Below are 12,892 nucleotides of genomic sequence, written 5' to 3'. Positions count from 1 at the left end.
CGGGGGGCGGTGCTGACAATAGAGTTTGAGAAAAGCGGAAGATGTTGAACCGGCAGGATATTTTCCCGCCAACCCGACTATAGATCCGGCGAGCAGCGTCACGCGCTTCGCGGGGATGCACGGAGGGGGGACTGTCTTCTCCCCATCGCGGATGGGAGGTAGCGCGGCGGTCCCCCTCCCCACGATGTGGGAGCAGACGTTACGGTCAGTCCTTCAGCGCCCGCCCGGCCACCACGGCTTTCGCGCCGAATTTCGCCCGCAGGGCGTCGATGGCGGTTTCGGTCTTGAGAGCGCGCGCCTCGGTCGTCTCGAACAGGGCCGGGGCGTCGACGGCGTCGACCACCTCGGCCATGCCGATGCCGATCAGGCGGTAGGGTCGGCCCAGTTCGGGCGTCATCAGGGCCCGGCCGGCCGCGAACAGGGCGCGGGCGGTCTGGACCGGCTCGGGCAGGGAGATGCGACGGGTGACGATCCTGAAGTCCGTGCGGCGCAGTTTCAGCACCAGAACCCGGCTGGCCACGCCGTCGCGGCGGGCCTTGGAGGCCAGCTTCTCGCACAGGGGCCAGAGTTCGGCCTCGAGATCCTCAGCCGAGGTCAGATCCTCGTTGAAGGTGGTTTCGGCGCTCATGCCCTTGCGGTCATGGGTCGGATTGACCAGCCGGGCGTCGCGGCCGTGGGCGAGATCGTGCAGCCGCAGGCCGGTCTCGCCATAGCGCTTGACCAGGTCGCGGACGTCGGCGGCGGCCAGATCGCCGACGGTGGCGAAGCCGTCGCTGTTCAGGGTTTTCGCGAACACCGGGCCGACGCCGGGCAGGATGCGGATCGGTTTCGGGGCCAGCAGGTCCTTCGCCCGGGCGCCCAGCACCGAGAAGCCTCGCGGCTTGTCGAGTTCGGACGCCACCTTGGCGAGGAAGCGGTTGGGGGCCAGGCCGATCGAGACGGTCAGGCCCGTGTCTTCCTCGATCTGCTTCTGCAGGCGAATCAGCTGGAAGGCCGGAGGCCCGCCGTTCAGCCGTTCGGTGCCGGCGAGGTCGATCCAGGCCTCATCGAGCGACAGGGTCTGGACCAGCGGCGTCAGCCGGCCCACGGCGCCGAAGATGGCCTCGCTGGCGGCGATGTATTTGCGGAAGTCGGGCTTGATGACGACGGCTTCGGGGCAGGCCTTCAACGCCTTGAACATCGGCATGGCCGAATGGACGCCGTACTGGCGGGCGACGTAGCAGCAGGTGGAAACCACGCCACGCTTGCCGCCGCCGACGATCACCGGCCTGTCGCGCAGCTCGGGCCGGTCGCGCTTCTCCACCGAGGCGTAGAAGGCGTCGCAGTCCAGATGGGCGATGGTCAGCCGGTCCAGTTCGTCATGGCGGACGACGCGGCGCGAATCGCAGACCGGGCACCGGTCGACCTGGTGGTCGCCGGTCCACAGGCAGTCGCGGCAGATGGCTTTCATGCGCAGGAAGGGGCCATGGCGGTCCAATATCCGTCATCCGGGAGGCGGCGCCGAGGGAGGTTCATCACAAGGGACACGAAGAGGCACGAAGACCACGAAGAAGGCCCGGAAGCGGCCCGGCCTCATTGTGCCCTTTGGGGGCCTTTGTGTCCCTTGTGATGAACCCGTCTGAAGGCCGGCTGCGCCGGCGGAGAGGGGCTTCACCCCAACTTAAGACCCGCCGGGCCACAGTGCACGAAGAAGGCGACAAGCCTCCGTGCAGCCGCACTCCATGGGGCGACAGGCCAGGTGATGATGTCCAAGAAAGTCCTCATCGTCGAGGATAACGAGCTGAACATGAAGCTCTTTCATGATCTGCTCGATTCCCAGGGCTACGAGACCCTGCAGACCCGCGAGGGGCTCCAGGCCCTCGCCCTGGCGCGCCTGCACAAGCCCGACCTGATCCTGATGGACATCCAGCTGCCGGAGATCAGCGGCCTGGAAGTGACCAAATGGCTCAAGGACGACGAGGAGCTGAGCCACATCCCCGTCGTCGCCGTCACCGCCTTCGCCATGAAGGGCGACGAGGAGCGCATCCGCCAGGGCGGGTGCGAGGCCTATATCTCCAAGCCCATCTCGGTGATGCATTTCCTCGACGTGGTTCGGAAACATCTGGGGTAGGGACCGATGACGGCGCGCATTCTGGTCGTTGACGACGTCGAACCGAACGTCCGCCTGCTCGAGGCCAAGCTGACGCTCGAGTATTATGAGGTGCTGACCGCCTGCGACGGCGCGACGGCGCTTCAGATCGCATCGGACGAACGTCCCGACATCATCCTGCTGGACGTGATGATGCCCGGCATGGACGGGTTCGAGACCTGCCGGCGGCTGAAGGCCGATCCGGTGACCCGCCACATCCCCGTGGTGCTGGTGACGGCGCTGGACGGGCGCGAGGACAAGATCAAGGGCCTGGAAGCCGGGGCCGACGACTTCGTCACCAAGCCGATCGACGACGTGGTCCTGTTCGCCCGTGTGAAATCGCTGGTGCGGCTGAAATCGGTGATGGACGAGCTGCGCGAGCGCGAGGAGACCGGCCGCCGCATCGGCGTCGACACCGACGGCGCGGGGCGGCTGCGCGGATCGGGCGGGCGGGTGCTGATCGTCGACGACAACGCCCGACAGGCCGAGAAGATGGTCGAACATCTGGCCGGCGAACACCGGCCGACGGTGGAGGCCGATCCGGCGGCGGCGTTGATCGCGGCGCGCGGGCCGGTCGATCTGATGATCGTCAATGTGTCGAGTTCGGAGTTCGACGGCCTGCGCTTCGTGGCCCAGGTGCGGTCGACCGAGGCCTCGCGCCGTCTGCCGATCCTGGCGGTCGTCGATCAGGCCGACAGGCCGCGGCTGCTGAAGGCGCTGGAGCTGGGCGTCAACGACATCCTGCCCCGGCCGGTGGACCCGGAGGAGCTGGAGGCGCGGGCGCGGACCCAGATCAAGCGCAAACGCTATGCCGACTTCCTCAAGGAAAAGCTGGACTACAGCCTGGAGATGGCGGTCACGGACGCCCTGACGGGGCTTCACAACCGCCGCTACATGGCCGGGCAGCTGCAGGGGCTGATGGCCCGGGCGGGCCAGGGCGGCGAGCCCGTCGCCGTGCTGATGATGGACATCGATCACTTCAAGCTGGTCAACGACGGCTTCGGCCACGACGCCGGCGACGAGGTCCTGCGCGAGTTCGCGGTGCGGCTGGCGACCAATGTGCGCGCCATCGATCTGCCGTGCCGTCTGGGCGGCGAGGAATTCGTGGTGGTGATGCCCGGCGCCAGCCTGGAAGACGCCGCGCGCGTCGCCGACCGCATCCGGCGCGACGTCGCGGCCCAGCCGTTCCCGATCATGGGCGGCGCCGAGGGGCTGACGATCACCGTCTCGGTGGGCGTGGCGGCGAGCGCCGGCGGGGGCGACACGCCCGACGCCCTGCTGAAGCGGGCCGACGAGGGCGTCTATGAGGCCAAGGCCCACGGGCGGAACCAGGTCATCGCAAGAGCGGCCTGAGGGGCGTCAGCGGCTCATCCAGGGCTTGGACTTGCCGGTGGCGATGCGCGCGGCCTGTTCGCGCTGGAAGCGGCCGCCACGCGGCGGCTTCTCGCGCGCCTCGATCGCGGCCTGCTTGAGGCGGAGGGCGCGCTGGACGGGGCTCTCGGGAGGCGAGGGCGCAGCGGCGGAGTCCTTCGGATCGTCGGTCGGGTCACTCATCGGGACAATCTAGCACGCAAACGAAAAACGCCCGGCGTTTCCACCGGGCGTTTTCGTATCCAGCAGGGCGTGAACCCTACTTGATCTTGCCTTCCTTGAACTCGACGTGCTTGCGCACGACGGGATCGTACTTCTTGACGACCATTTTCTCGGTCATGGTACGGGCGTTCTTCTTGGTGACGTAGAAGAAGCCGGTGTCGGCCGAGGAGTTCAGGCGGATCTTGATGGAAGCCGGTTTGGCCATCGGGAATTACCTCTGCGACGGCGAAAGCCGCTAAAATAAGAGGCGCGGAACATACTCAGGCGCGACCGGAAGTCAACGACGACTTGCGGTCTTCCACGCGCCGAGGGGCCGGACGGTGGCGCAGGCGGGGGAACCGTCCTTGCCGCGGCCGGGCAGATGGACCTCCAGAACGGCGCCGGGGGTCAGCAGGGCCGGCGGGATGTCGTGGATGTCGATCTTGGCGCGGCGGCTCCAGAGGCTGGCGTGGTCGCCCGCCGACGTGCCGATGCGGATGTAGACGAAGCGGCGCGTCGGTCCCTCCCGGCGCACGAAGGGGCCGGTCATGCGGCCGTCGGGATGCAGGGTGATCGGGACGTCGAACGAGATCGGGCCGTCGCCCGCGGTGACGGGCTCGAACGGCAGGTCGTCACTCTGGAGGCTGTAGCGCACCCCGGGGACCGGATCGTCGATGATGAGGCGAAGCGTCACGGCAGAGGCCATGGGTGGAGGTTAGGCGAGGGGAGCCGGTCGTGCCAAGCTGGGCCCATGAAACAGATCGTCGTTCTGGCCGCCGCCATCGCCCTGTCCGCCTGCGCCACGGCGCCCGCGCCGGTCTCGCCGCAGGACGCCTTCTTCGCCAATCTGAAGGCCCTGTGCGGCCAGAGGTTCGAGGGGCGGGTGGCGACCACGGACGCCGCCGACGCCGACTTCGCCCGGTCGCGGCTGCTAATGCATGTGCGGGACTGTTCGGCGAACGAGGTGCGGATTCCCTTTTGGGTGGGCGAGAACCGGTCGCGGACCTGGGTGATCACCCGAACGGCCGACGGCCTGCGCCTCAAGCACGATCACCGGCACGAGGACGGGACCGAGGACGAACTGAGCCAGTACGGCGGCGACACCGTCACGCCCGGCACGGCGACGCGGCAGGAGTTTCCGGTCGACCAATTCTCGAAGGACCTGTTCACACGCCGCAACGCCACGGTCTCGAACACCAATGTCTGGGCGGTCGAGGTCCGGCCCGCGGAAATCTTCGCCTATGAACTGCGGCGGCCGAATCGCTACCTGCGGGTCGAGTTCGACCTGACCCGGCCGGTCGCCGAATAGGCGTCAGCCGGCCGCCATCACGCCGCAGACGACGCGGTCGCCGGCGCCGCCGATGGGCTGGCTGGTCTGGTCGTCCATCCCGGCGTGAATGACCAGGGCCGAGCCGTCGGCGTCCCACAGCCACTGGCCAGGGCCTTCGCGGGCGATCCGGGCGCGGGTGGTGAAGACCTCGGCGTTCACGCGGCCCCGGGCGTCGGCGAAGACGTTGGGCAGGTCGCCGTCGTCGGGTCCGCCGGCGTTGAGCAGGCCATGGGGCGCCTTCGGGTCGCCGTGGTTTATGTGCCCGCCGGCCGAGGTGAAGGGCGCGGCGCACTGGCCCGTGGCGTGGATGTGGACGCCATGCCAGCCGGGGGTCAGGCCCTCCGCCTCGATGCGAATCAGCAGGCCGGTCGGCCCCTGCGTCAGGATGGCCCGGCCGACGCGCGCGCCGGAGGGATTCGTCAGCGTCGCCTCGCCGAAATCGCCCGGAGCGGCGCGCCCGGACTCCTCGCCGTATTCGGTCGCGGTGACGGTGACGCAGCCTCCCAGGAGCGTGATCAGGGGCAGGGCGGCGAGGGCGGAGAGGCGGGGGAGGCGCATGGTCTGGAATCCTTGTCTGGACGGAGCGTCTCCGGGCGGCCCGGCTTTGCCACGGGGGCCTCTGGATGCTAGAAAACCCGTTCGCGGATCACGTTCCGATTCCGGCCATTTAAAGCCTGATTTCCTTGACTGACGACAGCTATAACGACGCGCTTCCCCCGGCCTCGGGCGGCGGCGGCGGCGACATCTCGACCATCACCATCGAAGACGAGCTGAGGCGCTCGTATCTCGACTACGCCATGAGCGTGATCGTGAGCCGCGCCCTGCCGGACGCGCGCGACGGACTGAAGCCCGTGCACCGCCGCATCCTGTATTCGATGCACGATCTGAAGATGACGCCGGACCGGCCGTATTCGAAGTGCGCGCGCGTGGTCGGCGACGTGCTGGGCCGCTTCCACCCGCACGGCGACGCCTCGGTCTATATGGCGCTGGTGCGCATGGCCCAGCCGTTCTCGATGGGGCTGATGCTGGTCGACGGCCAGGGCAATTTCGGCTCGGTCGACGGCGATATGCCGGCCTCGATGCGATACACCGAGGCCCGGATGGCCCCGGCCGCCTCGGCCCTGCTGACCGACATCGACAAGGACACGGTCGATTTCCAGCCGAACTACGACGAGAAGGAGCTGGAGCCCGTCGTCCTGCCGGCGCGGATCCCCAACCTGCTGGTCAACGGCGCGGGCGGCATCGCCGTCGGCATGGCGACCAACATCCCGCCGCATAACCTCGGCGAGATCGTCGACGCCTGCGTGGCGCTGCTGGACGATCCGAACATCAGCGACGACGCCCTGCTGGACATCGTGCCCGGTCCCGACTTCCCGACCGGCGGCGAGATCATGGGCCGCACGGCGCCTCGCAACGCCCTGCGCGACGGCCGCGGCTCGGTCATGGTGCGCGGCCAGGCGACGATCGAGACGATCCGCAAGGACCGCGAGGCCATCGTCGTCACCCAGCTGCCCTATCAGGTCAACAAACAGACCCTGATCGAGCGCATCGTCGAAATGGTCCGCGAGAAGCGGATCGAGGGCATTTCCGACGTCCGCGACGAATCCGACCGCGACGGCATGCGGATGGTGATCGAGCTGAAGCGCGACGCGTCCGGCGACGTGGTGCTGAACCAGCTGTGGCGCTTCACCGCGATGCAGAGCTCGTTCGGCGTCAACATGCTGGCGCTGAACCACGGCCGCCCGGTGCAAATGGGGCTGCGCCAGCTGCTGGAAGCCTTCCTGGAGTTCCGGGAAGAGGTGATCGTCCGCCGCATCAAGTTCGAACTGGCCAAGGCCCGCGACCGCGGCCATGTGCTGGTCGGCCTGGCCGTGGCCGTGGCCAATATCGACGAGGTCATCCACATCATCCGCAGCTCGGCCGATCCGGCCGAGGCGCGCGAGCGGCTGCAGGCCAAGAGCTGGCCGGTGGGCGACATGATCGCCCTGATCGAGCTTATCGCCGACCCGCGCTCCATGCTGGTCGACGGCGACAAGCTGAACCTGACCGACGAACAGGCGCGCGCCATCCTGGGCCTGACCCTGAGCCGCCTGACCGGCCTGGGCCGCGACGACATCTTCGGAGAGGCGCGCGGCCTGGCCGACACCATCCAGGGCCATCTGACCCTGCTGAGCGACCGCGCCAACATCCTGGCGGTGATCCGCGAGGATCTGCTGCTGGTCCGGGAAGAGTTCGCCGTTCCGCGCCGCACCATCATAGGCGAGGGCGATTTCGAGCTTGAGGACGAGGACCTGATCCCACGCGAGGACATGGTCGTGACGGTCACCCACGGCGGCTACGTCAAGCGGGTGGCGCTGAACGCCTATCGGACCCAGCATCGCGGCGGCAAGGGCCGCAGCGGCGTGGCGATGAAGGAGGACGACGCCGTCGTCGGCGTGTTCTCGGCCTCGACCCACACGCCGGTGCTGTTCTTCGCCACCAACGGCAAGGCCTACAAGCTGAAGACCTGGCGGCTGCCGCTGGGCAATCCGCAGTCGCGCGGCAAGGCCTTCGTCAACCTGCTGCCGATCGAGCCGGGCGATTCGATCATGAACGTCCTGCCGCTGCCCGAGGACGAGGCGGAGTGGGGCAACCTCGATATCATGTTCGCGACCCGGTCGGGCGACGTGCGCCGCAACAAGCTGAGCGACTTCGCCACCGTCAACCGGGCCGGCAAGATCGCGATGAAGCTGGAGGACGGCGACCACATGGTGGGCGTGGCCCTGTGCACGGCCGAGGACGACGTCATGCTGACGACCGCCCTGGGCCGGGCCATCCGGTTCAAGGCGGACGACGTGCGCGTGTTCAAGGGCCGGGATTCGACCGGCGTGCGCGGCGTGCGCCTGCAGAAGGGCGACGAGGTCATCTCCATGGCCGTGCTGGGCCGCGTCGACGCGACGCCGGACGAGCGGGCCGCCTATGTCAAACACGCCTCGGCCATGCGCCGGGCGACGGGCGAGGGCGACGAGGACGCGCCGACGGTCGAGGCTGACGACGAGGGCGGCGAAGGTTCCGCCGACGCCGCGGCCCTGAGCGTCGAGCGTATCGCCGAACTGGGCGCCGCCGAGCAGTTCATCCTGACCGTCACCGACACCGGCTTCGGCAAGCGATCCTCGGCCTATGAATACCGGCGCACGGGCCGGGGCGGGCAGGGGCTGACGGCCCACGGCCTGGGCGGCCGCGCGGGCACGCGTCTGGCGGCCTCATTCCCGGTCGAGGACGGCGACGAACTGCTGCTGGTCACCTCGGGCGGACAGATGATCCGCACCCCGGTGGGGCAGGTCCGCATCGTGGGCCGCTCCAGCCAGGGCGTGACCATCTTCCGCACCGCCGAGGGCGAGCGGGTCGTGTCGGTCGAACGCCTGCCGGACAGCGGCGGGGGCGAGGACGGCGCGGTCGAGGATGAGGCGGACGGCGCAGAAACCGAAGGCTGAGTTTTAAAGCCGCTCATCCCGGCGAAAGCCGGGACCCGGTCCTTTCGCGAGGCAGGCTGCATGGGATCGATCTCAGCGAAACCCGGCGGCGCCGGATCGCCCAAGGCACTGGGTCCCGGCTTTCGCCGGGATGAGCGGAGTATCTGATGTCCCTCGCTGAGCTGTCGGTGGACGGTCAACCCGCCACCCCGGACGACCTGACCCATGTGGCGCTGGTCAACTATGGCGCCTACACCTCGTTCCGGGTGGAGGAGGGCGGCGCGCGGGGGCTTGACCTGCATCTGGCGCGGCTCGAGGCCGAGGCGGTCGAGCTGTTCGGCGAACCGGTCGGCGAGGCGCGCCTGCGCGACCTGATGCGGACGGCCGTGGCGGGGCGCGAGGCCTGCTGGCTGCGGGTCAGTCTGTTCTCGCCGGAGATCGGGCCGCGGACGCCGGACTGGAGCGGCCGGCCAAAGGTCATGATCGCAGCGTCGCCGCCGCCTCCGCCGCTGGCGGACAGCGTGCGCCTGCAGGTGCAAACCTATGCCCGCGAGGCCCCGCATCTGAAGCATGTGGCCACGTTCGGCCTGATCCGCGCGCGCCGGATCGCCCGGGTCGCGGGCTTTGATGACGCGTTGTTCGTGAATACTGAAGGCCAGCTTTCAGAGGGAAGCCTCTGGAATATAGGTTTTATCCGCGACGACGAAGTGATCTGGCCTCAGGCGCCGATGCTGGCGGGCGTCGCACAGGCGCTGGTGCAGAGAGGTCTCGGCCAGTCCGGCCTGACGGGCAGGATCACTCCGGTCCAGGTGGATGATCTCGCCGGCTTCGACGGCGCCTTCATCTGCAACAGCGCCACCCCGGCCTGCGCCGTCGCGTCGATCGGCGATCGGGCCTTCGCGACTCCGGGCGCGATGATCGACCGGCTTAAGGCGGCGTGGGCGTCGAACCCGGTGCAACCGATCTAGGCTGTGACGGCGGCGGCTGCTAAACCTCTGGAAAGCGGGGAGGACTGCATGCGCATCGGCCTGTATCCGGGCACGTTCGATCCCGTGACCAACGGGCATATGGACATCATCGGCCGGGCGGTGAAGCTGGTCGACAGGCTGGTCATCGGGGTGGCCCGCAACGACGACAAGGGTCCGCTGTTCACGACCGACGAACGCGTCGAGATGGTCCGCGCCGAGGTCGCCCATCTGGGCGGCAAGGTCGAGGTGCGGGCCTTTTCCAGCCTGCTGATGCATTTCGCCGAGGAGCTGGACGCCAGCATCATCGTGCGCGGCCTGCGCGCCGTGGCCGACTTCGAATACGAATTCCAGATGACGGCGATGAACCAGCGCCTCAATGCCGACATCGAGACGGTCTTCCTGATGGCCGACCCGCGGCACCAGGCGATCGCCTCGCGGCTGGTCAAGGAGATCGCCCGTCTGGACGGCGCGATCGACAGTTTCGTCAGCCCGGCCGTCGCCAAGGCGGTCCGGGACAAGGTCAAGGGATAGAATGAACTTCAGGATCGCAACCATCGGCGTGTTTTCGATGGCCCTGTTCGCCGCCGGCCAGCCCGCGGCGGCCCAGGCCTCCGCCGCCGAATGGCGCCCCGTGGCGGCGGAAAACCTTCTGGTCATCGACACCGCCAGGGGCCGAATCCTGGTCGAGCTGGATCCCGTGGTCGCGCCGCTGTCCGTGGAACGGGTCCGGACCCTGGCCGATCAGGGCTTCTACGACGGGCTGAAATTCCATCGCGTCCTGCCCGGCTTCATGGCCCAGACCGGCGACCCCCTGGGCACCGGCGCCGGCGGCAGCGAGCTGCCGGACGTTCCGGGGGAATTCCAGTTCCGGCGCGGACGGGACCAGGGGTTCGTCAATCTGGTCGCCGCCCCGACCGGGCAGATGGGCGTGGCCGGTTCGATGCCGATCTTCACCCAGCCGGACGCCCAGATGATGGTCACCGCCGACTTCAGGGCCGCGGCCCAGGCCCTGTTCTGCCCCGGCGTCGCCGGCATGGCCCGCAATCAGGACCCGAACAGCGCCAACAGCCAGTTCTTCCTCATGACCGGCGTGAACGAGAACCTGAACGGCCTCTATACGCCTTTCGGCCGCGTCCTGGCGGGGCTGGACGTAGTCAAGGCGCTGAAGGCGGGGAGCGAGGCCGAAAACGGCCAGGTCGCCGATCCGGACGCCATGACGCGCGTCCGCACGGCGTCGGCGCTGCCGGAGGGGCAACGTCCGGCCGTACGCGTGATGACGCCGCGCAGTGCGGCGTTCGCGGCCCTGGTGGAGCAGAAACGGGCCGAACTGGGCGCGCGCTTCACAGTCTGCGACGTGCAGCCGCCCGCTGAAGTGACCGGCGGCTGATCTGAAATGAGGGGGAAGGCGATGCGACAGTTTCTCGGTTTTGTGGCCCTGGCCGTGATGACGGCCGGCGGGGCGAACGCCCAGGATGCGGGCGGCACGCCGGCCCCGCCGCCGCCGCCTACTCCGGAAACGACGATCGCGGCGCCCGAGTGGCGGACCGCGCCGGCCGAGAACCTGCTGGTCATCGACACGACCAAGGGCCGCATCCTCGTCGAACTGACGCCGGAGGTGGCGCCGCTGCACGTCGAGCGGATCAGGCTGCTGGCGCGCCGGGGCTTCTACGACGGCGTCCTGTGGCACCGGGTGATCGACTGGTTCATGGCCCAGACCGGCGACCCCCTCGGCAATGGCGAGGGCCAGAGCCCCTATCCCGATCTGAAGGCCGAATTCACCTTCCGCCGCGAGGCGACGATGCCGTTCGCCGCGGTGGCCGAGCCGGCCGGGGCGCGGGTCGGCTTCTTCCATTCGCTGCCGGTCCAGACCCAGCCCGATTCCGCCTTCGCCCTGACCGCCGACGGCAAGGTCCACGCCTGGGGGCTGTACTGCCCCGGCGTCGCCGGCATGGCCCGGGACGAGGGCAATGACACGGCCAACAGTCAGTTCTTCCTCATGCGCCAGGCCTATCCGGCGCTGGACAAGCGGTACACCATCTGGGGCGTGACGGTGTCGGGTCTGGACGTGGTGCGATCGCTCCAGGTCGGCGACGGCGACAACGGCATGATGACCCAGGCCCAGCCGGATCGGATGACCCGCGTGCGGATCGCCGCCGACATCCCCGAGGCTGAACGACCCTCGGTGCAGGTGCTGGCGACGGCTTCGCCGCGCTTCCGGGCGCTGGTCGAGGAGACCCGGGCGGCGCGGGGCGCGGACTTCTCGGTCTGCGACGTCGTCCTGCCGGTTCAGGTGGTCAACTAGACGGTTCGCTCCGGACGGCGCCGTTCGGTCCGCGTCCGCGGCGACGGCGTCGGGTCGGAGGCCGGGCGGCGCGCATCTGTTGCAGCAGCAGGCCTTCGCGCAGGCCCCGGTCCGCGACCCGGACGCGTTCGGACGGCCACGCCCGCTGAACCGCCTCCATGATGGCGGCGCCGGCCAGGACGAGGTCGGCGCGATCCGGTCCGATGCAGGATTCCGCGGCCCGACCCGCCGGCCCCATGGCCATCAGCTTTTCGGCCGCCCTTTCGCAGTCGCCGCTGGTCATCCACAGGCCGTCGACGAGGTTGCGCTGGTACCGGCGCAAACCGAGGTGGATTCCGGCGAGGCTGGTGATGGCGCCCGAGGTGCCGATCATGTGGCCGCGTCCGCCGGTGAAGATGTCGCGCAGGGCCGGGCTGACCGGCGCGGCGGCGAGGGCGTCGCCCATGTCCGCGACCATGGCTTCGTACCAGTGGTCCAGCCCCGCCTCGGGCTCGGGGTGACGTTCGGCCAGGGTCACCACACCGACGGGCGCCGACATCCACCCCTCAAGCCCGAAATCTCCCCGGCTCCGCCGTTTCAGCCAGCTGAGCTCGGTCGATCCGCCGCCGACGTCGACGACCAGGACGGCCTCGGCCGACGGGTCGAACAGGTTGAGACAGCCTTCGACCGCCAGCCGGGCCTCCTCGACCGGGTCGATGATCCGGAGCTTGAGTCCGGTGCCCAGGCGGACGCGCTCGATGAAGGCCTCGCCGTTGTCGGCCTGGCGGCAGGCCTGGGTCGCGACGGCCATCAGCCGGGCGGAGTCGACGCCCTTCCTGGCGATTCGCTCGCCGCACAAGGCGAGGGCTTCATAGGCCCGGTCCATGGCTCCGTCGTCGAGCCGCCCCGTGCGGGACAGACCTTCGCCCAGGCGGACGATGCGGCTGAAGGAATCGACGACACGGAAGCCGTCGCGGGCCGGCTTTGCGATCAGCAGCCGGCAGTTGTTGGTCCCCAGATCGAGCGCGCCATACACGGGCGCCTCGCGACCTGACGCCCCGGGGCCGCCGACGGCGCCGCTCCGGGCGCGCTGCCGATCGGGCCTCGGGAGCTGGGACCGCTCGTCGCGCCGGGGCGCGCCGTCGGTCTCCGGCATGGGCC

The 12,892-nt window shown here is 69.2% G+C and carries 14 protein-coding genes; 8 read left to right on the top strand and 6 right to left on the bottom strand.

Translation table 11 applies throughout. The annotated features are described in order from the left end of the window. Positions 1 to 205 precede the first annotated feature (205 nt). Positions 206 to 1,450 carry a DNA polymerase IV gene (locus ASD59_RS08225; RefSeq protein WP_055830737.1) on the bottom strand — a complete coding sequence of 415 codons (1,245 nt, stop codon included), beginning with the start codon at positions 1,448 to 1,450 and terminating at the stop codon, positions 206 to 208. A 294-nt stretch (positions 1,451 to 1,744) separates the two neighbouring features. On the opposite strand from ASD59_RS08225, the gene ASD59_RS08220 reads away from it, so the two are divergent. After that, positions 1,745 to 2,110: a response regulator gene (locus ASD59_RS08220; protein ID WP_055830736.1), complete on the top strand. Its 366-nt coding sequence runs from the start codon at positions 1,745 to 1,747 to the stop codon at positions 2,108 to 2,110. Positions 2,111 to 2,116: 6 nt separating this feature from the next. Continuing rightward, positions 2,117 to 3,481 (top strand): PleD family two-component system response regulator, encoded by a 1,365-nt coding sequence (locus tag ASD59_RS08215; protein WP_055830651.1) that lies wholly within the window; start codon positions 2,117 to 2,119, stop codon positions 3,479 to 3,481. 6 nt (positions 3,482 to 3,487) lie between these two features. On the opposite strand, the gene ASD59_RS08210 is transcribed toward ASD59_RS08215, so the two are convergent. The 3 genes from ASD59_RS08210 to ASD59_RS08200 all read right to left on the bottom strand — a co-directional run bounded on the left by ASD59_RS08210 (position 3,488) and on the right by ASD59_RS08200 (position 4,394). Continuing rightward, positions 3,488 to 3,682 carry a hypothetical protein gene (locus tag ASD59_RS08210; RefSeq protein WP_055830649.1) on the bottom strand — a complete coding sequence of 65 codons (195 nt, stop codon included), beginning with the start codon at positions 3,680 to 3,682 and terminating at the stop codon, positions 3,488 to 3,490. A 76-nt stretch (positions 3,683 to 3,758) separates the two neighbouring features. Continuing rightward, positions 3,759 to 3,926 carry a 50S ribosomal protein L33 gene (rpmG, locus tag ASD59_RS08205; RefSeq protein WP_055830646.1) on the bottom strand — a complete coding sequence of 56 codons (168 nt, stop codon included), beginning with the start codon at positions 3,924 to 3,926 and terminating at the stop codon, positions 3,759 to 3,761. 72 nt (positions 3,927 to 3,998) lie between these two features. Then, entirely contained in the window at positions 3,999 to 4,394 is a 396-nt protein-coding gene (locus tag ASD59_RS08200; RefSeq protein ID WP_235561760.1) for a DUF5990 family protein, read from the bottom strand. A 57-nt stretch (positions 4,395 to 4,451) separates the two neighbouring features. Here ASD59_RS08200 and ASD59_RS08195 point away from each other — a divergent pair, with 57 nt between their 5' ends. Continuing rightward, on the top strand, positions 4,452 to 5,009 hold the full coding sequence (locus ASD59_RS08195) for a hypothetical protein (RefSeq protein WP_055830642.1): 558 nt from the start codon (positions 4,452 to 4,454) through the stop codon (positions 5,007 to 5,009). Positions 5,010 to 5,012: 3 nt separating this feature from the next. Here the strand turns inward: ASD59_RS08195 and ASD59_RS08190 are convergent, their stop codons facing one another. Next, positions 5,013 to 5,588, bottom strand: coding sequence for a superoxide dismutase family protein (locus ASD59_RS08190; protein WP_055830641.1), 576 nt, complete (start codon positions 5,586 to 5,588; stop codon positions 5,013 to 5,015). Positions 5,589 to 5,713: 125 nt separating this feature from the next. Here ASD59_RS08190 and gyrA point away from each other — a divergent pair, with 125 nt between their 5' ends. The 5 genes from gyrA (at position 5,714) to ASD59_RS08165 (ending at position 11,752) form a co-directional block, all read left to right on the top strand. Then, positions 5,714 to 8,503 carry a DNA gyrase subunit A gene (gyrA, locus tag ASD59_RS08185; protein WP_055830638.1) on the top strand — a complete coding sequence of 930 codons (2,790 nt, stop codon included), beginning with the start codon at positions 5,714 to 5,716 and terminating at the stop codon, positions 8,501 to 8,503. Positions 8,504 to 8,649: 146 nt separating this feature from the next. Then, positions 8,650 to 9,450: an aminotransferase class IV gene (locus ASD59_RS08180; RefSeq protein ID WP_055830636.1), complete on the top strand. Its 801-nt coding sequence runs from the start codon at positions 8,650 to 8,652 to the stop codon at positions 9,448 to 9,450. A gap of 48 nt (positions 9,451 to 9,498) precedes the next feature. Then, positions 9,499 to 9,981, top strand: a complete 483-nt coding sequence (gene coaD, locus ASD59_RS08175) for a pantetheine-phosphate adenylyltransferase (protein WP_055830634.1) — start codon at positions 9,499 to 9,501, stop codon at positions 9,979 to 9,981. 1 nt (position 9,982) lies between these two features. Beyond that, positions 9,983 to 10,837, top strand: a complete 855-nt coding sequence (locus ASD59_RS08170) for a peptidylprolyl isomerase (protein WP_055830632.1) — start codon at positions 9,983 to 9,985, stop codon at positions 10,835 to 10,837. Positions 10,838 to 10,858: 21 nt separating this feature from the next. Further along, the gene (locus ASD59_RS08165; RefSeq protein WP_055830630.1) at positions 10,859 to 11,752 is read left to right on the top strand and encodes a peptidylprolyl isomerase; all 894 of its coding nucleotides are present in this window, start codon (positions 10,859 to 10,861) and stop codon (positions 11,750 to 11,752) included. Here the strand turns inward: ASD59_RS08165 and ASD59_RS08160 are convergent. After that, entirely contained in the window at positions 11,745 to 12,887 is a 1,143-nt protein-coding gene (locus ASD59_RS08160; RefSeq protein ID WP_055830628.1) for a Ppx/GppA phosphatase family protein, read from the bottom strand. The two genes, ASD59_RS08165 and ASD59_RS08160, sit on opposite strands and share 8 nt — an antisense overlap. Positions 12,888 to 12,892 lie beyond the last annotated feature (5 nt).

Origin of the sequence: Brevundimonas sp. Root608, assembly GCF_001427825.1 — a bacterium.
GTDB lineage: Bacteria > Pseudomonadota > Alphaproteobacteria > Caulobacterales > Caulobacteraceae > Brevundimonas.
The sequence above is the reverse complement of the archived record's forward strand: the minus strand, read 5'-3'. Positions and strand labels throughout refer to the sequence as shown.